Raw genomic sequence first — 17448 nt, 5'->3', positions numbered from 1 at the left:
GCGGCCGCCCGGCGTCGTGATCTGTACTTCTGTCTTACGGCCTCTAGGCGAGGTTGGCAACTGAGGGGTAGAGCGGGTGGGCTTCGGCGAGGGCCTCCACGCGGGAGCGCAGGCCGGAGAAGTCCGCGCCGGCGTCGGCGATCAGGGCCTCGGCGATGATGTCCGCGACCTCGGCGAAGGCGGCCTCGCCGAAACCGCGGGTGGCCAGCGCCGGGGTGCCGATCCGCAGCCCCGAGGTGACCATCGGCGGGCGCGGGTCGAACGGCACAGCGTTGCGGTTGACCGTGATGTCGATTTCCGCGAGGCGGTCCTCGGCTTCCTGCCCGTTGAGCTCGCAGTTACGCAAATCCACCAGGACCAGGTGCACGTCGGTGCCGCCGGAGATCACGCTGATCCCCTTGGCGGTGACGTCCGGCTGGACCAGGCGCCCGGCGAGGATCCGGGCACCGGCGAGGACACGTTCCTGGCGTTCCTTGAACTCGGCCGAGGCGGCGATCTTGAACGCCACGGCCTTGCCCGCGATCACGTGCTCCAGCGGCCCGCCCTGCTGGCCCGGGAACACCGCCGAGTTGATCTTCTTGGCGATCTCGGCGTCGTTGGTCAGGATGATGCCGCCGCGCGGACCGGCCAGGGTCTTGTGCGTGGTGGAGGTGGTCACGTGCGCGTAAGGGACCGGGGAGGGGTGCAGCCCGGCGGCGACGAGCCCGGCGAAGTGCGCCATGTCCACCATCAGGTACGCGCCCACCGAATCCGCGATCCGGCGGAACTCGGCGAAGTCCAGCTGCCGGGCGTACGCGGACCAGCCGGCAACGATCAGCGCCGGCCTGTGCTCCAGGGCCAGGCGTTCGACCTCGGCCATGTCGATCCGGTGGTCCTCTTCCCGGACCTGGTACGGGATGACCTTGTAGAGCCGGCCGGAGAAGTTGATCCGCATCCCGTGCGTCAGGTGCCCGCCGTGCGCCAGGTTCAGGCCCATGATCGTGTCCCCGGGCCTGATCAGGGCATGCATCACCGAGGCGTTGGCCTGCGCGCCGGAGTGCGGCTGGACGTTCGCGAACTCCGCGCCGAACAGGGCCTTCACCCGGTCAATCGCGAGCTGCTCGATCACGTCAACGTGCTCGCAGCCGCCGTAATAGCGCTTCCCCGGGTAACCCTCGGCATACTTGTTCGTCAGCACCGAACCCTGCGCCTGCATCACCGCCGCGGCGGTGTGGTTCTCCGAGGCGATCATCTCCAGGCCCGTACGCTGGCGGGCGAGCTCGTCATCGATCTTCGCCGCGATCTCCGGATCCAGCACGGACAGCTCCGCATCCAGGCTCGGGGAGACTACCTGCTCAAAGGCTGCCGTTGCGGCACCTGCCCGCTCACAGCTCGCCGCCGTTCTTGGACGCGTACTCCTGCGCGGAGAGCAACGGGCCATCGGATTCCGCGGCCACTTTGAACAACCAGCCGGCACCGTACGGATCGCTGTTGATCAGGGCGGGATCGTCGACGACGGCGGGGTTGATTTCCGTGACCTCGCCGGTCACCGGGGAGTACAGGTCCGAGACGGACTTGGTGGACTCCACCTCGCCGCAGGTCTCCCCCGCGGTCACCGGGGAGCCAACCTCGGGCAGGTCAACGTACACGATGTCGCCGAGGGCGTCCGTGGCCACGGCGGAGATCCCAATGGACACAACGTTCCCGGCCTCGCGCGCAACCCACTCGTGCTCGTCGGAATACTGCAGGTCAAGGGCAACTTTTGCCATTATGTTCCTTAATCTCGTTACTACTGTTGTCGGGTGGGGAGGCGGGTGACCGAATTCCTCCGCGTGCTGCTCCTTCGTCGCTTTGACGCACGCTTCCGGAATCCGCTCACCCGCCGTCTCCGCCGTCAGTTCCGGTGGGGAACCAATGGCAGTGAAAGATAAAACAAGGTCCTACCTAGTTCTTGGCCATTCGTTTCGACAAGCTCAACCCCCAATGATCGAGCTTGGCGAGGCGCCGATTCAGACAAGCCCACCTCCGGCAGGCAGTCCATCCCCCAGCACCTTGGCTTGCGAAAGCGCGGGACAGCCGGAGCGGTCTTGCCTTGTCCGTTTGTCCGAAAGGTGAGCTGCCGGCCCCCTTCGGGGCTGGCATCCGGAAGCGTGCGTCTAAGGGAGCATCACGTCCGCCCAGCGGGCGTCTACGCGACCGAGCACGCGGAGGATGTCAGCCCGACGGGACCAAACGGAGCCGGTCAGGGCCCCGAAGCCGGGAACCACTGGCAGCCCAGGACCCGCGGGCTACTTCTGGCGCTTGTAGAAAGGCAGTGCGACGATTTCGAACGGCTCGGCTTTCCCGCGCAGGTCGATGTCCAGGGCGGTGCCGGGCTCGGTGAACTCGACGTCGACATATGCCATGGCCACCGGGTAACCCAGGGTGGGGCTCGGCTGGCCAGACGTCACTTCGCCAACAACGTTGCCGTCCTTGAGGACCGGGTAGTGGCCCCGGCCGGCCCTGCGTCCCAGGCCTTTGAGCCCGACGAGCTTGCGGCCGGTGGTGGAACCGGCGCCGGCTGCCTTCAGTGCGCTCAGGGCTGCCTTGCCGACGAAGTCGCCTTCCTTGGAGAGCGCGACAACCGGGCCCAGGCCGGCGGCGAACGGGTCGCCGTCGATGGACAGTTCGTTGCCGTACAGCGGCATGCCGGCTTCGAGGCGGAGCGAATCGCGGGAGGCCAGGCCGGCAGGCGTCAGCTCCCCTTCGTCCGCAATGGCGACGATGGCCTGCCAGAGCGCGGCGGCGTCGTCGTTCGCCACGAAGATCTCGAAACCGTCCTCGCCGGTGTAACCGGTGCGGGCCAGCAGGAGGTCGGTGGTGCGGCCGGCCACCATAAAGGGAACCTCGACGGCCGCGTAGTACTTCAGGCCGGTGACCAGATCGTGCTGGGCGGCCGGAACCAGGCGGAGCAGGATGCCTTCGGCCTTGGGACCTTGGACGGCGATCAGCGAGGTGGCGGCGGAAACGTCGTCCACGACGACGTCGAAGCCCCCCTCTTTGCCGGAACCGGCGCGCTCAGCCAGGGCATCGGCCACCACCTTGGCGTTGCCCGCGTTGGGCACCACCAGGAACCGGTCGTGGCCCTCGGCGTCTGCCTGCCTGCGGTACACGATGAGGTCATCGATGATGCCGCCGTCCTCGTTGCAGATCAGCGAGTACTTGGCCTTGCCGGCGGCCATCGCCGAAATCTTGCCGACGAGGGCATAGTCGAGGAACGCCGCGGCGTCCGGGCCGGTCACCCAGACTTCGCCCATGTGGGAGAGGTCGAAGATGCCCGCGGCCTTGCGGACGGCGTGGTGCTCGGCCAGTTCCGAGCTGTACTTCAGCGGCATCTGCCAGCCGCCGAAGTCGGTGAAGGAGGCACCGAGCTTCTTGTGCTCTTCGTGGAGTGCCGTGTAATTCTCAGTCATTGGGAGTCCTTAGTTTTCAAACTCGGAAAGCGGCGGGCAGGAGCAGATCAGGTTGCGGTCACCCAGGGCGCCGTCGATCCTGCCTACGGGCGGGAAGTACTTGTCCTGCTTGAGGGAGTGCACCGGGAACACGGCCTGTTCGCGCGGGTAGCCGCGGTTCCAGTCGGTGCTGATCGCGGCCGCGGCGGTGTGCGGCGCGTTGCGCAGCGGGCTGTCGGCAAGGGTGAAGTCTCCGTGTGCCACCTGGTCGATTTCCGCGCGGATGGAGATCATCGCGGTGATGAAGCGGTCGATCTCGGCGAGGTCCTCGGATTCGGTGGGCTCCACCATCAGGGTGCCGGCCACGGGGAAGGCCAGGGTGGGTGCGTGGAAGCCGTAGTCGATCAGCCGCTTGGCCACGTCCTCTGCCGTGACGCCGGTCTTGGCCGTGAGCTCACGCAGGTCCAGGATGCACTCGTGCGCCACGAGGCCGCCTTCGCCGGTGTAGAGGACCGGGAAGAAATCGTTGAGCCGGGCCGCAATGTAGTTGGCAGCGAGCAGCGCGGACTTGGTGGCGTCGGTGAGGCCCCGGCCGCCCATCAGCTTCACGTAGGCCCAGGAGATGGGCAGCACGCCGGCGGAGCCGTACTTGGAGGCGGAGATGGGGGTGCCGTCCGCGCCGTTGGCCGGATCAGCCGCGTTACCGGGCATGAACGGAGCCAGGTGCGCCTTCGCAGCCACCGGGCCCACGCCGGGACCGCCGCCGCCGTGCGGGATGCAGAAGGTCTTGTGCAGGTTCAGGTGCGAGACGTCGCCGCCGAACTTGCCGGGCTGGGCCAGGCCCACCAGTGCGTTGAGGTTGGCGCCGTCGATGTAGACCTGGCCGCCGGCTGCGTGGATGGCGTCGCAGACTTCCCGGACGTCGGCGTCGTACACGCCGTGGGTGGACGGGTAGGTGATCATGATCGCGGACAGGGCGTCCTTGTGCAGCTCGATCTTGGCGTTGAGGTCGGCGTGGTCGATCGTGCCGTCGGCGGCCGTGGCCACCACAACCACCTTCATGCCGGCCAGGACGGCGGAGGCGGCGTTGGTGCCGTGCGCCGAGGCCGGGATCAGGCAGACGTTGCGCTGCTGCTCCCCGCGGGAGTGGTGGTAGCCGCGGATGGCCAGCAAGCCGGCGAGCTCGCCCTGCGAGCCGGCGTTGGGCTGGATGGACACCTGGTCGTAGCCGGTGATTTCAGTCAGCTGGGCTTCGAGGTCGGCGATGAGTTCCCGCCAGCCCTCGGTCTGGGAGTCCGGAGCGAACGGGTGGATGGAGGCGAACTCGGGCCAGGAGATGGCTTCCATCTCGGCCGTGGCGTTCAGCTTCATGGTGCAGGAACCCAGCGGGATCATGGTGCGGTCCAAAGCAAGGTCGCGGTCCGAGAGCTTCCGGACGTACCGGAGCAGCTGGGTCTCGGAGCGGTGCGTGTGGAAGACCGGGTGCTGCAGGTAGTCGGAGGAGCGTTCGACGGCGGCATCCAGGCGGAAGTCGGTGCCCGCGTCGGAGCCAGCGTCTGCGACAGCCGCACCGAAGGCAGCCAGCACGTCTGCCACAACGGCGTCGGTGGTTGCCTCATCGGTGGAGATGCCGATGGTGTCGGCGTCGATCCCGCGGAGGTTGATGCCCTTGGCTTCGGCGGCCGCCAGGAAGTCCGACGCCTTGCCCGGGACGGACACTGTGACGGTGTCGAAGAAGCTGGCGTGCCGGACTGCCAGGCCGGCGGCCTTCAGGGAGGTGGCGAGGGTCCTGGCGTGGCCGTGCGCGGTCTCCGCGATGGCCTTCAGGCCTTCCGGGCCGTGGTAGACGGCGTACATGGACGCGACGATGGCCAGCAGCGCCTGCGCGGTGCAGATGTTGGACGTGGCCTTCTCGCGGCGGATGTGCTGCTCGCGGGTCTGCAGCGCCAGCCGGTATGCGGGCAGGCCGGTGGAGTCCTTGGAGACGCCGACGAGGCGGCCCGGCATGGAGCGTTCGAGGCCCTTCTGGACCGCCATGTAGGCGGCGTGCGGACCGCCGTAGAACAGCGGAACACCGAAGCGCTGCGCGGAACCGACGGCGATGTCAGCGCCCTGCTCACCGGGAGGGGTGATGAGGGTCAGGGCCAGGAGGTCGGCGGCAACGGTCACCAGTGCGCCGCGTTCCTTCGCGGCAGCGATGACCTCGGAGTGGTCGAACACGCGGCCGGAAACGCCGGGCTGCTGGAGCACAACGCCGTTGATGACGCCGTCGGGCAGTCCCTCGGACAGGTCCGCAACCTCAACCTCGAAGCCGAGCGCTTCCGCGCGGCCCTTGACGATGGCGATGGTCTGCGGGAGGCAGTCGGCGTCCAGTACGGTCTTGCCGTCGTGGGCCCCTGATTTCTGACCTGCGGTCTTATTGGCCCTGCGCATCATCAGCACGGCCTCGGCAACGGCGGTGGCTTCGTCGAGCAGCGAAGCGTTGGCGATGGGGAGGCCCACCAGGTCCTGCACCATGGTCTGGAAGTTCAGCAGTGCCTCGAGCCGGCCCTGGGAGATTTCGGGCTGGTAGGGCGTGTACGCCGTGTACCAGGCCGGGGCTTCGAGGATGTTGCGGCGGATCACCGGCGGGGTGACGGTGTCGTAGTAGCCCTGGCCGATCATCTGCACGGCCGTCTTGTTTTTGGCGGCAAGCTTGCGCAGCTCGGTCAGGGTTTCCACTTCGCTCAGCGCCGCGGTGAGCTCCAGCGGCGAATCCTGCCGGATGTCCTTCGGAACGGCCGTGTCCACCAGGGAGTCAACGGTGTCGTAGCCGACCGCCTTGAGCATGGCGTCGACGTCGGCCTCGCGGCGCGCGCCGATATGGCGGTCAACGAAGGAAGTGGAGGCTGAATTAACAGTCACAAGGAACTCCATAACTAAGGCGGCGCAGGGTACGCCACATCGATTCGGGTTCCTCCCCGCTCTGTATTGGACCTGAGAGTTTCCGCGCAGCCGTGCTTTCGCATGGCTCCGCTTGCACCGTCGGTGAGCACAGCATGTCGGGGTTCGGTGTCCTCAACGGGGGTTGGGACACCGGACGGACAGCCTGCTGCTTTCCAGAGTTGCCTTGCCGCGGCGGTACATGGGCCTGAGAGATTCCTGGGGAGGATTTGCTCCTACGGCGCCTGCTTGTACCTACTTGCAGAACTCTCCCGCCGCAGATCAAAGGCATATTTAGTTTGCGGTGACAACAGTCACAGCCCCTATTGTCCTACGCCGGAGACGCGTCTGCAAACTCCGTGGCCACGCCGACGCCGCGTTACGCGCTCCCGGCCCGGCGAGCCTGAACGGGGGGTTCGGTGGCGCGCGGCGACCAGCCGCGCAGGCGTTCGACGGCGGCGAGCAGGCCCTCGACGTCGCCGCTCATTTCGGGTGGGGACGCGCCGGGACCACTGGCCAGCATGGCATTGAAATACAGTCCGTCGCCCATGTAAAGCACGGCTTTGGCCATCGCAGGGCCGACGTCCCCGGCCAGCAGTTCCAGCCAGGCGCCCTGGACGGCGGCAAAACGGTGCAGCGTTTCCTCATGGGCCACTTCGGCCAGCCGCGTGGCCGCAACAAACACCCGGTCCAGAGGCGTGTCAGCCCAGAGCGAGGATTTGATGAAGTGAACAGCCGCCCCCTCCGGAGCGCCGGCCATGACTTCGACATCCGCCGCGACCAGCCGGTCCATGCGCTCCAGCAGCGCCGAAATCATGGCCTCCTTGTTCGGGAAGTGGTACAGCAGTCCGCCTTTGGAAACGCCGGCCCGCCTGGCCACCGCATCCAAGGTGGCGGCACGTTCGCCCACTTCAATGAGGAGGGATTCAAAGGCGTCGAGCACTGCCTCGCGTGCAACGGGTTTTCTGGCCATGGTTCCAATCATGCCCGGTGGCCCGGGCTCATTTCTTAACTATACCGTCCAGACGGTACAGTTATGGCTATGGGAACCTTCTCCTCAACTCCGACGCCGGTCACGCACCCTCGCATTGCCGGCACTTCCGACACGGCCAGCCAGCCCGCCGGCCGCCAGCCTGCCGCCCCGAGCGGGGGCGCGACTGGCTGGCCCTCGGGCTGCTGATGTTTCCGGTGCTGCTGGTGGCCGTCGACAACACGGCCCTGACGTTCGCGCTGCCCCAAATCGCCCGCAGCCTGGAACCCACCGGCGTGCAGCTCCTCTGGATCGTGGATGCCTATCCGCTGGTCCTGGCCGGGCTCCTGGTGGCCATGGGGAGTTTTGGCGACCGGATCGGCCGCCGCCGTCTCCTCCTGATCGGCAGCATGGGCTTCGCGGCGGTGTCGGCCGCCACCGCCTTCGCCCCCAGCGCTGAATGGCTCATCGCCGGACGAGCAGCCCTCGGATTCTTTGGTGCGATGCTGATGCCGTCCACGCTGTCCCTGATCCGCAACATCTTTCCGGACCCGAACCGGCGGCGGCTGGCCATTGCGATCTGGGCGGCAGGGTTCTCGGGCGGCGCTGCCCTGGGTCCGATCTTCGGCGGCTGGCTCGTTGAGCACTACTGGTGGGGCGCCATCCTGCTGGTGGCCGTGCCCATCATGCTTCCCATCCTGGCGCTGGGCCGGATTCTCATTCCCGAGTCCAGGGATCCCCGGCCCGGCACGGTGGACGGTGTCAGCATCGCCCTGTCCCTGCTGACCATGGTTCCCGTGGTCTACGGGATCAAGTCGCTGGCAACGGAGGGCTTCGGCGCAGCACCGGCCGCGGTCATCGGCTTCGGACTCTCGATGGGCTATGTCTTCGTCCGGCGCCAGCGGAGGCTGCCAAGCCCGCTGCTGGACGTGGGCCTGTTCGGAAACCGGATTTTCAGCACCGCCATCACGGCCAATGTCCTGGCGCTGTTTTCCTTCAACGGGTTCATCCTCTTCCTGGCCCAGCATCTCCAGCTGCTCGAAGGCCAGCGGCCTTCCGAATCCGGGATGGCGATGATCCCTGCCCTGGTTGCGACCGTGGTTGCAGGGTTGCTGGTGGTGCCGCTGGTGCGGAAAATACGGCCGGGCTTCGTGGTGGCCGGTGGCCTCTCGCTCAGCGCCACCGGCTACTTTGTAGTGGCCTTCGGTGACCATTCCCGCGGCCCGGCCCTACTGCTGGGCGCCCTCCTGATCCTTGCCTTAGGCGTGGGGGCTGCCGAAACGATCTCCAACGACATGCTCCTGGGTGCGGTACCGCCGGAGAAATCAGGGGCGGCCGCGGCCATCTCGGAGACCGGCTACGAGATTGGTTCGCTGCTCGGCACGGCCATCCTCGGCTCGATCCTCACGGCCTCCTACCAGCGGAACCTGATCCTGCCCGCGGCCATCACGGCTGACGGCCCCGGCACCGAGCACGGCATTTCGCAGGCCCGGGAGACGCTGGCCGGGGCCATGGAGTTGGCGCACTCGCTGCCGGGACCGCTGGCGGACGCCCTGACGTCCGCCGCCCGGGTTGCATTTGAGTCGGGTGTCCACGTGACTGCGTCCATCGGGCTGGTTCTAATGGCGGGAGCGGCAGTGCTCGTCGCCGTCGTACTCCGCGGAGTACCCAAGGCGAAGTAACGCCGTCAGCCGTGCTCGACGAATGCCTGCAGGGCATCCAGCAGCCCTTCGGTTCCTTCCTTCCGGCCCGCCGCCTGGTCCTCCTCGGTGAAGTAGGCACCCTGCTCGGTCAGGGTGAGCAGGGTGCCGTCGCCGTCGGGCGCGAGTTCCACGGTGCTGAGCGAAACCGACATGCGGCGGCCATTGAGGAGCATTTCGTAGCTGTACACGATCCGCTGGTCCTCCACGATGTCGTGATAGACGGCATGCATGGTGGAAACGAAGCCGCCCGCGGGCCCGCCGACGTCCGTTTCCGTACCGCCCTCACGGAAATCGAGGCTGGATTCGCCCTGCGTCCATTCGGCCGGACCCGCGAACCATTTTTTCTTGCTCGCATAGTCGGAAAAAGCGCGGAAAACGCGCGGCGGCGGGGCGTTCAGCCGGCGTTCGAGGCTGAAGCTTGCGTGCGTGATGGGGGTGGTCATGGCGTGCTCCTTGTTCGTCTGTTGATTCTGGGGGGTGGAAGTTATGCCTGCTCGGGGGCGTCCGGATGGTCCTCGGTTTCCCCGCGTTCCGCCGAAAGGAAGGACTCCAGGCGGTCGAGGCGGCGTTCCTGGTCCGTCCTGCGCCGGCCCAGCCAGCCTTCCGCCAGCCGGACCGAGGCCGGAACGATGCTGCAGCTGCGGACGCGGCCGGTCTTCTCGGTTCGGACCAGGCCGCTGTTTTCGAGCACCTGCACGTGCTGGACAATCGCGGGCAGGCTCATGGTGAATGGCCTCGCAAGCTCCGAGACGGACGCCGGCCCTTCGCAGAGCCGAACGATGATGGCCCTGCGCGTTGGATCGGCGAGCGCCTGGAAGATTGCATCCAGCTGGCCACTTCCCGATCCCTGATTGTTAAGCACATACTTAAGTATTCGCTGAAGCGCCAGGATGTCAAGAGGTTGTGGGTGCATCCGTGCGGGCACCGCCCCGGACGAAGCGCCGCCTCAGGAAGCGAGCCGACCAAAAGTTCGCCCAAACAGGAAGGCCCGGCACCGGGCAATCCGGTGCCGGGCTTGCTGGAGCGGCTGCGGGCAACAGCGGAAGTTGCCGCGGCGCCACTTGCTGTCGAGGATTCTTGCTGTCGGCGCTGCTTGCTGTCGGCGCTGCTTGCTGTCGGTGCTACTTGCTGTCGGCGCTGCTTGCTGTCGGTGCTACTTGCTGTCGGGAGTGGTCACGCTGGCCGAGGCCTTCATGTTCTCCGCGCCCACCATCCAGGCGTACTGTTCCAGCTTTGCAATGAATGCATGCAGCAGGTCTGCGGTGGTGGGGTCTTCCTCATCAACCTCGTCGTGGACCTTGCGCATGGTGCCCACAGCGGCTTCGAGAGCCGCGACAATGCGGTCAACGGCGTCCTTGGTGCTGATCAGCCCCTGCGGGAACTGGGCAAGGCTGGTGGATTTCGCCACGGTGGCACTGCGGCCATCCGGCAGGGCGTGCAGTGCACGCATGCGCTCGGCCATGTCATCGGCAAAATTCCGTGCGGCGTCGATGATTTCGTCCAGCTGCAGGTGAAGGTCGCGGAAGTTCGTACCCACGATGTTCCAGTGCGCCTGCTTGCCCTGGATGTGCAGTTCAATCAGGTCCGCGAGCACAGCCTGCAGATTGTTGGTCAGCGTCGGTGATGCCTTCATTGATCCTCCTGGTGTCAGGGTTTCTCGGGTAATTCGAAACTATCGCAGCCACCACAGCGGCGCCACCGATTCTCGCGCCCGGCTTAACAAAATGATGATTATTCATTTTTCCCTTGCCACGCGGCAGTGTGACGTGGATACTAAATGAACGCCATTCATTTAGTGATCGTCGTCTCACTGGAGTATTCACCATGATTGAAATCACCTGCCTTGAACCGCCCGCCTCCCTGGCGCGGACCCAGCCCTCCGCCCGTCCTGCGCTGCGGATCGGAGTGGTCCAGCACCGCTGGCACGCCGACGCCGCGAAACTCCGCGCAGAACTGGACGAGGGCATCGGACGCGCAGCCCGGCTGGGAGCCACCGTTGTCTTCCTGCCGGAACTGACGCTGTCCCGCTACCCGGCCGATACGCTCCCCGGCAACGACACGTCCCGTCCCTGGGCCGCCCGCCCCCGGCCGTCAGACATTGCCGAAGAGCTGCTGACCGGCCCCACGTTCCGTTTCGCCACCGATGCCGCCCGCCGGCACGGCGTAAGCGTCCACGCCTCCCTGTACCAGCGCACGGAAAACCCCGACGGTTCGGACGACGGCCTGGGACTGAACACGGCGATTCTGGTGTCGCCCGAGGGTGAACTGCTGGCGCGCACCCACAAACTCCACATCCCGGTGACCGCCGGCTATTACGAGGACAAGTTCTTCCGCCAGGGCCCGGCCGCCGAGGATGCCTACGAGGTCCACTCCCCCGCCGAACTGGGCGGCGCCAGGCTGGGCATGCCCACCTGCTGGGATGAATGGTTCCCCGAACTGGCGCGCCTGTATTCCCTGGGCGGGGCGGAAATCCTGGTTTACCCCACGGCTATCGGCTCCGAACCGGACCACCCGGACTTCGACACCCAGCCGCTCTGGCAGCAGGTGATCGTCGGCAACGGCATCGCCAACGGCCTGTTCATGGTGGCCCCCAACCGCTGGGGAAGCGAAGGGACACTGGACTTCTACGGCTCCTCCTTCATCTCGGACCCCTACGGCCGGATCCTGGCCCAGGCGCCCCGCGACGAATCCGCAGTCCTCGTGGCAGACCTGGACCTGGACCAGCGCAAGGACTGGCTCACGCTGTTCCCGTTCCTTGCCACCCGCCGCCCAGACACCTACGGACGGCTGACGGAACCCGTCCGCGGCAGCGAACCGCTCGGCGGCGAAGCACCCGCGTACCACGAGGTGACCGCATGAGCGCGTGGCGCATGCCGTCCGAGACGGCTCCACAGGACCGCGTCTGGATGGCGTTCCCCACCGGCGGGTACACCCTCGGCGACACCGAAGAAGAAGCCCACGCCGCGCGGTCCGTCTGGGCCGCCGTCGCGAACGCCGCCGTCCAGTTTGAGCCGGTCACCGTAGTGGTGACCCCCGACGACGTCGGCACCGCCGCGCGCTACCTGGATCCCGCCGTCGAGGTGCTCACCGCGGACCTCAACGACGCATGGATGCGGGACATCGGCCCGACGTTCGTCCTGGACTCTGAGGGGCGCCTCGGCGCGGTCGACTGGGTCTTCAACGGGTGGGGCGCGCAGGACTGGGCCCGCTGGGACAAGGACTCGCTGATCGGGGCGGAAGTCTCCGGCCGGTCCGGTGCCCGCCACATCGCCTCGGCCCTGGTCAACGAAGGCGGCGGCATCCAAGTGGACGGCGAGGGAACCGTGCTGGTGACCCAAACCGTGCAGCTGGACCCGGGACGCAATCCGGGGCTGTCCAGGGCAGACGTCGAAGCCGAACTCGCCCGGACCATCGGCGCCACCCGGGTGATCTGGCTTCCCCGCGGCCTCACCAGGGACTCCGAGCGGTTCGGCACCCGCGGACACGTGGACATCGTGGCCGCCATCCCCTCCCCCGGCACGCTTCTGGTCCATTCCCAGCAGGACCCCGCCCATCCCGATTTCGAGGTCAGCCGCGAGATCATCAGCTTCCTGTCCACCACGCGGGACGCTGCAGGCCGCGAATGGAACATCATCGAAGTCCCCGCGCCCGCCACGCTCAGCGACGGCGAGGGCTTTGTGGACTACAGCTACATCAACCATCTGGTGGTCAACGGCGGCGTGATCGCCTGCACCTTCTCGGACCCCAACGACGAGAAGGCCCTCCGGATCCTCGCCGATGCCTACCCCGGTCGCCGGATCATGGGCGTCGACGCCCGCGAGCTCTTCGCCAGGGGCGGCGGCATCCACTGCATCACCCAGCAGCAGCCTGCTGCCTCCTAGAACCTGCTCACTCCCTGAAAGGGCCGGACATGACCCACACCATCCGCCAAAGCTCCACGCCAGGCCACACCTCCGTTACCGATGCCGCCGGGACACGGCACGGCATCACCGGAAAAGGACTAAAGGGCGGCCAGCTGGGCCTCCTCGCCGTCGTTGTGCTTGGCATCTCCTCGGTCGCGCCAGCGTACAGTCTGACCAGTTCGCTCGGGCCTGCCGTGAGCGCCGTGGGCGTGCAGCTGCCGGCAATCTTCATCATCGCGTTCATCCCCATGATCCTCGTGGCGTTCGCCTACCGCGAGCTCAACGCCGATTCCCCGGACAGCGGCACCACGTTCACGTGGGCCACCAAGGCTTTCGGCCCGTTCGTGGGCTGGATGGGCGGCTGGGGGCTCCTCGCCGCGAACATCATCGTCCTGTCCAACCTGGCGGGCGTCGCGGTGGACTTCTTCTACCTCTTCCTGGCCCAGGTGTTCGGCAATCCCGAGCTCGCGGACCTGACCTCCAACAAGGCGCTGAACATCGCTACCTGCCTGGTGTTCGTTGCACTCGCCGTCTGGGTCAGCTACCGCGGCCTGCACGCCACCAAGCTCGTGCAGTACAGCATGGTCGGGTTCCAGATTGTCGTCCTGGCGGTCTTCATCGTCATGGCCGTCGCCCACGCCACCTCCGGTGATTCCCCCACCGCCATCAGCTTCAGCTGGGACTGGTTCAACCCCGCGAAGATCGAAAGTTTTGAACAGTTCACTGCCGGCATGTCCCTGGCGGTCTTCGTCTACTGGGGCTGGGACGTCTGCCTGACCGTGAACGAGGAAACCAAGGGCGGTAAGGGAACTGCCGGCAAGGCCGGCACGACGACGGCGATCGCCGTTCTCGGCCTGTACATCGCGGTGATCGTGGCAACCATGATGGTGGCCGGCGTCGGTGCCGACAGCATCGGGCTGAACAATCCGGACAACCAGCAGAACGTCTTTGCCGCCCTGGCCTCCCCGGTAATGGGCCCGCTGGCCATCCTGATGTCCCTGGCCGTGCTGTCCGGCACCGCATCATCGCTGCAGTCCACCATGGCATCCCCGGCCCGCAGCATGCTGGCCATGGGCCACTACGGCGCCCTGCCGGCGCGCTTTGCCACGGTCAGCAAGCGGTTCGGATCGCCCGGATATGCCACGCTCATGGCCGGGCTGATCTCCGGCGGGTTCTACGCAATCATGAAGGTTGTCAGCGAAAACGTCCTCAACGACACCATTATGGCGTTGGGCCTCATGATCTGCTTCTACTACGCCCTGACAGCGTTCGCCTGTTCTTGGTACTTCCGGCACAGCTTGTTCTCCAGCGTCCGCAACTTCCTGATGCGCCTGCTGTTCCCGGTCCTGGGCGGCCTGGTGCTCACCGTGGTGTTCTTCCAGACCGCGGTCGACAGTTGGGCTCCCGAGTTCGGCAGCGGCTCGGAGATCTTCGGTGTGGGGCTCGTGTTTGTGCTCGGCATCGGGATCCTGGCGCTCGGCGCCGTGTTTATGCTCATCATGGCCCGGCTGCGGCCGGGGTTCTTCCGCGGTGAGACCATCCGCAAGGACACCCCTGCCCTGGTGGTTCCCGAGTAGCACCAACCACGCAGGACCCGGCGAGTGACAGCCCGTAGCCGGCGCACACCGCAGGCCCCGTCCGGAAGTTTCTCCGGAGCGGGGCCCGCAGTGTTGTTTGCTAGCGGGCCTTGCCGTGCATCAGCCCCGACGGCTCACCAGTAGTGGGCCACGTCAACCACCAGCCGCGATCCGGTCCCGGGCCCGTCCAGGGTGAAGACCCTGAAGGGAAGTCGTCCGCGGACGCCCAGGCCGAGGGTTGAATAGCCTTCGAAACTGCCCGCCCAGGCCACCTGCCGGAAGGTCTGGTAGCCACCAACGTTGGTCAGTTCGTTCCTGTCGGCCGGGTTGTACGTGGCGTGGCCGCCGTCGTCGTACGCGGGTGCATTGACGGTGACCTGCAGGAATGCCCGCCCCCGCAGGGGAACCGGCAATCCCGAACCGTCCTGCACCACGGCGGGGACGTACCGCACCGTGTACCCCTGCACCGGCCCGTTGAGGTCAACCACCAGGCGGTCGAAGCAGTAGTGCTGCCCGGTCCGCACGTCGGTGAGCTGCGCTCTGCTCAGGGCCGCTTCGGCTTTGGCCAGCGATCCCCATACCAGGCCGCAATAAGAGGCTGACGCCGGCGCTGGCGCCACGAGGCCTAATCCTGCTGCCATCAGGATGGCGGCAAACCATACTTGGAACTTCTTCATTTCAGCCACCTCTGGAGTGATGAGATAACTCAAGCGTAGGAGCGAGATGACACTAAAACGAGGGGTGGAACGGGTTCGGCGCCCAACCGTTAGTCTGCCGCTCCGCAGGTTACGGGACGGTGTTTTGGCGATCGCTTTTTGACGGGTTCCGCAGGGGTCGGGACGGCTCTTGAAGCTGGTTCCGTGATGTCGGATAACGACGGCGGCGGGGTCCGTAATTTTCCGGGATGCAGCGAGGCGCCGGCCGCCCTTGCGGGCTGCCGGCGCCTGGTCATGCCGTGCTGTTAAGTCGGCGCGAGTAAGTTGGCACGCGCTGGAAAGCTGACTTAGCCTTCGCAGTCGCGGCAGTACTTCAGGCCGTTCTTTTCCTTGGCCACCTGTGACCGGTGACGGACCAGGAAGCAGGAGGAGCAGGTGAATTCATCGGACTGCTCGGGAACAACAATGACCGTAAGCTCTTCGCCGGAAAGGTCCGCTCCGGGAAGGTCAATGCCTTCGGCCGTATCGTTCTCGTCAACGTCGATAACGGCCGTCTGCGCTCCGCCGCCACGGGACGCCTGAAGGGCCTCCAGCGATTCTGCGGGAGACTCTTCTTCTGTCTTGCGTGGGGCGTCGTAATCGGTAGCCATAGCGTGGTTCACTTTCGTTGCTGCGCAGCGCCATTTCAGGCACCTCAGTGAAGCAGTTTAGGACATTATGCACGCTCTCGAAGAATAGTGTGTTCAACCCGACAGATTGCGTCGCCAGGCGGCCGGGCCCGGGCCCTCAACAGCCTGTTCGGCGGCTATTCCCCGCCCGCCGGGGCGGCCGATTCCCGGTGCGCCCGCGCGGCATGCTCGGCCGCAACGGCCACTCCGCTGAGCGCGGGGAGCCAGCCCCATCGGGTGACATCGGCGATGGCGCAATTGCCCTGCTCCCAGGCGCTGTGACCCTCAGCGGATGCAGCGGAAGCCATGGGTCGGGCCTCGAACCACCTGGAGATTCGGGCGAACAGGATTGTTTTCATAGCGCCCAAGTTAGGCGTCCCATGTTGTGGGGACGTTTCGGAGCAGTCTCCGCGGCGTTACGTTTTCAGGACTGCCGGGTTCTAGCGGCCGCAGAAACGCGGTTCTAGTCTTGAGGCACCAGAAGATCCGAGAGCCGGAGGTATCACATGGCCACAAAGCTCAACCAGAAAGCCCTGGACCACGCCCGCAGCCTCGTGAAAGCCGGGAAGGTTGTCCGCGACACCCGGGATGACTGGAGCGAACATGCGCCGTCGGCGGAGGAGGAAAACGCCTTCATCAAGAAGCACGGCTTTTCGGAGTTTTCGAAGTGGCACCTGGGGCTGGACCCTGACGAGTCGGAAGGCACCAAGGGCCGTGTGAGTTTTCCCTTTGGCGATTTCAAGAAGGTCCACCGGTGCGCGGTTGTTTCCCTGGAAAGTCGGGCGGCGCAATACCACCACGATGAAATCGCCAGGGCGGCCAAGGACCTGCTGGAGAAGATCGACGCCGACTCGTGATGCCGGTCGGGCCGCGGCCGTTGCTGCGCCAGCTGCACGCGGCCCTGAAGGAGTGGAGCCTCCTGTCGGATTCGAACCGACGACCCCCGCTTTACGCCCCGGTCCTTAAGAAGTCGCCGAAACAAGCTGGTTTGACACGGAATCCAGGAGAGTTTTTCGCGGACGACGCCGAACGTCACGCCAAACGAACCAGTCATCTCCTCGAGCGGCACGGTATCGATGTCCTCCGCCTGGACGGACGTCAGGGTGCAGGCGTCCTCGGAGCTGCTCAGCTACACCGGGGCAGTGTCCGAGAACGGCGCCTATGGGGGCATGCTCAGCAGGCTCGAAGAAGCATCAACTGCACTCACCTCGGCCATGGCTGCCACCGCGTACTGGGGAAACGAGACGGCCGACCAGTGGCTCCTCAGCGAGATCCAGAACTTCGCAGATGCTTCGCGGTCCGGCGGTCTCACAGGCTACACAAGCAGCTCCGGCCGCTGTTCGTGGAGCATCTCTCGATCGGCGAGAAGACATACCAGGACAGGTGGCAGGTGTTCGAAATCCTCAGAAAGCTAGCCTCCGCCGCTGCTCGGCCAGAAGCTGTTGCCTATTCGGCCCGCCTCTCCGACAGCAGGCGCCTCCTGGACGAGACAAATGAAACATACGACGAATGGACGTCACAACCTGGGCTGGGTTGGGCTGAACATGGCAAGTCATGTGGGGAAGCCCGGGGAGAAAACAATCCACCCGGTTATCGGGGTGCGGCACCCCCATGTTGAACGCATCGTGGCTGAGGTCTTG

Annotated in this window: 17 protein-coding genes and 1 riboswitch; of the genes, 6 read left to right on the top strand and 11 right to left on the bottom strand. The window is 66.1% G+C overall.

The window, feature by feature from the left end; translation table 11 throughout:
* Window positions 1-43: 43 nt before the first annotated feature.
* From glyA to FCN77_RS04295, 5 genes are all read right to left on the bottom strand, one after another.
* The gene (gene glyA / locus FCN77_RS04315) at window positions 44-1303 is read right to left on the bottom strand and encodes a serine hydroxymethyltransferase (RefSeq protein ID WP_302647480.1); all 1260 of its coding nucleotides are present in this window, start codon (window positions 1301-1303) and stop codon (window positions 44-46) included.
* A gap of 61 nt (window positions 1304-1364) precedes the next feature.
* A complete protein-coding gene (gene gcvH, locus FCN77_RS04310) occupies window positions 1365-1748 on the bottom strand; it encodes a glycine cleavage system protein GcvH (protein ID WP_137321263.1) in 384 nt (127 codons plus the stop codon).
* Between the two features lie 519 nt (window positions 1749-2267).
* The gene (gene gcvT, locus FCN77_RS04305; RefSeq protein ID WP_137321262.1) at window positions 2268-3431 is read right to left on the bottom strand and encodes a glycine cleavage system aminomethyltransferase GcvT; all 1164 of its coding nucleotides are present in this window, start codon (window positions 3429-3431) and stop codon (window positions 2268-2270) included.
* 9 nt (window positions 3432-3440) lie between these two features.
* Window positions 3441-6314, bottom strand: coding sequence for an aminomethyl-transferring glycine dehydrogenase (gene gcvP / locus FCN77_RS04300; protein ID WP_137321261.1), 2874 nt, complete (start codon window positions 6312-6314; stop codon window positions 3441-3443).
* Between the two features lie 204 nt (window positions 6315-6518).
* A riboswitch (glycine riboswitch) is annotated at window positions 6519-6617 on the bottom strand.
* Between the two features lie 94 nt (window positions 6618-6711).
* Window positions 6712-7305 carry a TetR/AcrR family transcriptional regulator gene (locus FCN77_RS04295; RefSeq protein ID WP_137321260.1) on the bottom strand — a complete coding sequence of 198 codons (594 nt, stop codon included), beginning with the start codon at window positions 7303-7305 and terminating at the stop codon, window positions 6712-6714.
* Between the two features lie 188 nt (window positions 7306-7493).
* Here FCN77_RS04295 and FCN77_RS04290 point away from each other — a divergent pair, with 188 nt between their 5' ends.
* Entirely contained in the window at window positions 7494-8984 is a 1491-nt protein-coding gene (locus FCN77_RS04290; protein WP_217496299.1) for an MFS transporter, read from the top strand.
* Between the two features lie 5 nt (window positions 8985-8989).
* On the opposite strand, the gene FCN77_RS04285 is transcribed toward FCN77_RS04290, so the two are convergent.
* The 3 genes from FCN77_RS04285 to FCN77_RS04275 all read right to left on the bottom strand — a co-directional run bounded on the left by FCN77_RS04285 (window position 8990) and on the right by FCN77_RS04275 (window position 10638).
* Complete coding sequence (locus FCN77_RS04285; RefSeq protein ID WP_137321258.1) at window positions 8990-9448, bottom strand: SRPBCC family protein; 459 nt, start codon at window positions 9446-9448, stop codon at window positions 8990-8992.
* Window positions 9449-9489: 41 nt separating this feature from the next.
* Window positions 9490-9867 (bottom strand): helix-turn-helix transcriptional regulator, encoded by a 378-nt coding sequence (locus FCN77_RS04280; RefSeq protein ID WP_254678841.1) that lies wholly within the window; start codon window positions 9865-9867, stop codon window positions 9490-9492.
* 291 nt (window positions 9868-10158) lie between these two features.
* The gene (locus FCN77_RS04275; RefSeq protein WP_137321257.1) at window positions 10159-10638 is read right to left on the bottom strand and encodes a Dps family protein; all 480 of its coding nucleotides are present in this window, start codon (window positions 10636-10638) and stop codon (window positions 10159-10161) included.
* A gap of 191 nt (window positions 10639-10829) precedes the next feature.
* Here FCN77_RS04275 and FCN77_RS04270 point away from each other — a divergent pair, with 191 nt between their 5' ends.
* The 3 genes from FCN77_RS04270 to FCN77_RS04260 are packed head-to-tail and all read left to right on the top strand — an operon-like array spanning window position 10830 to window position 14484.
* Window positions 10830-11864, top strand: a complete 1035-nt coding sequence (locus FCN77_RS04270) for a nitrilase-related carbon-nitrogen hydrolase (protein WP_137321256.1) — start codon at window positions 10830-10832, stop codon at window positions 11862-11864.
* Complete coding sequence (locus FCN77_RS04265) at window positions 11861-12886, top strand: agmatine/peptidylarginine deiminase (protein WP_137321255.1); 1026 nt, start codon at window positions 11861-11863, stop codon at window positions 12884-12886. Before FCN77_RS04270 ends, FCN77_RS04265 begins: the two co-directional genes overlap by 4 nt.
* 29 nt (window positions 12887-12915) lie before the next feature.
* Window positions 12916-14484, top strand: a complete 1569-nt coding sequence (locus FCN77_RS04260; protein ID WP_137321254.1) for an APC family permease — start codon at window positions 12916-12918, stop codon at window positions 14482-14484.
* Between the two features lie 134 nt (window positions 14485-14618).
* Here FCN77_RS04260 and FCN77_RS04255 read toward each other — a convergent pair whose 3' ends face one another.
* The 3 genes from FCN77_RS04255 to FCN77_RS25795 all read right to left on the bottom strand — a co-directional run bounded on the left by FCN77_RS04255 (window position 14619) and on the right by FCN77_RS25795 (window position 16116).
* Window positions 14619-15161, bottom strand: a complete 543-nt coding sequence (locus FCN77_RS04255) for a hypothetical protein (RefSeq protein WP_137321253.1) — start codon at window positions 15159-15161, stop codon at window positions 14619-14621.
* A gap of 326 nt (window positions 15162-15487) precedes the next feature.
* On the bottom strand, window positions 15488-15790 hold the full coding sequence (locus FCN77_RS04250; RefSeq protein ID WP_056741192.1) for a DUF4193 domain-containing protein: 303 nt from the start codon (window positions 15788-15790) through the stop codon (window positions 15488-15490).
* Window positions 15791-15945: 155 nt separating this feature from the next.
* Entirely contained in the window at window positions 15946-16116 is a 171-nt protein-coding gene (locus FCN77_RS25795) for a hypothetical protein (RefSeq protein WP_175417129.1), read from the bottom strand.
* Between the two features lie 198 nt (window positions 16117-16314).
* Here FCN77_RS25795 and FCN77_RS04245 point away from each other — a divergent pair, with 198 nt between their 5' ends.
* Both FCN77_RS04245 and FCN77_RS04240 read left to right on the top strand, forming a co-directional pair.
* Window positions 16315-16665 (top strand): hypothetical protein, encoded by a 351-nt coding sequence (locus FCN77_RS04245; RefSeq protein ID WP_137321252.1) that lies wholly within the window; start codon window positions 16315-16317, stop codon window positions 16663-16665.
* A 219-nt stretch (window positions 16666-16884) separates the two neighbouring features.
* On the top strand, window positions 16885-17223 hold the full coding sequence (locus FCN77_RS04240; RefSeq protein ID WP_137321251.1) for a hypothetical protein: 339 nt from the start codon (window positions 16885-16887) through the stop codon (window positions 17221-17223).
* The last annotated feature ends 225 nt before the right edge of the window (window positions 17224-17448 follow it).

The organism is Arthrobacter sp. 24S4-2 (assembly GCF_005280255.1).
Classification (GTDB): Bacteria; Actinomycetota; Actinomycetes; order Actinomycetales; family Micrococcaceae; genus Arthrobacter.
This window is presented reverse-complemented; position numbering and strand designations above follow the sequence as displayed.

Bases quoted from the DNA above. Each gene is read 5' to 3' on its own strand.
- FCN77_RS04260 (WP_137321254.1), top strand. From the start codon at position 12,916: ATGACCCACACCATCCGCCAAAGCTCCACGCCAGGCCACACCTCCGTT.
- FCN77_RS04245 (WP_137321252.1), top strand. From the start codon at position 16,315: ATGGCCACAAAGCTCAACCAGAAAGCCCTGGACCACGCCCGCAGCCTC.
- gcvH (WP_137321263.1), bottom strand. From the start codon at position 1,748: ATGGCAAAAGTTGCCCTTGACCTGCAGTATTCCGACGAGCACGAGTGG.
- gcvT (WP_137321262.1), bottom strand. From the start codon at position 3,431: ATGACTGAGAATTACACGGCACTCCACGAAGAGCACAAGAAGCTCGGT.
- FCN77_RS04270 (WP_137321256.1), top strand. From the start codon at position 10,830: ATGATTGAAATCACCTGCCTTGAACCGCCCGCCTCCCTGGCGCGGACC.
- FCN77_RS04255 (WP_137321253.1), bottom strand. From the start codon at position 15,161: ATGAAGAAGTTCCAAGTATGGTTTGCCGCCATCCTGATGGCAGCAGGA.
- FCN77_RS04285 (WP_137321258.1), bottom strand. From the start codon at position 9,448: ATGACCACCCCCATCACGCACGCAAGCTTCAGCCTCGAACGCCGGCTG.
- FCN77_RS04250 (WP_056741192.1), bottom strand. From the start codon at position 15,790: ATGGCTACCGATTACGACGCCCCACGCAAGACAGAAGAAGAGTCTCCC.
- FCN77_RS25795 (WP_175417129.1), bottom strand. From the start codon at position 16,116: ATGGCTTCCGCTGCATCCGCTGAGGGTCACAGCGCCTGGGAGCAGGGC.
- FCN77_RS04240 (WP_137321251.1), top strand. From the start codon at position 16,885: ATGTCCTCCGCCTGGACGGACGTCAGGGTGCAGGCGTCCTCGGAGCTG.
- FCN77_RS04295 (WP_137321260.1), bottom strand. From the start codon at position 7,305: ATGGCCAGAAAACCCGTTGCACGCGAGGCAGTGCTCGACGCCTTTGAA.
- FCN77_RS04275 (WP_137321257.1), bottom strand. From the start codon at position 10,638: ATGAAGGCATCACCGACGCTGACCAACAATCTGCAGGCTGTGCTCGCG.
- FCN77_RS04265 (WP_137321255.1), top strand. From the start codon at position 11,861: ATGAGCGCGTGGCGCATGCCGTCCGAGACGGCTCCACAGGACCGCGTC.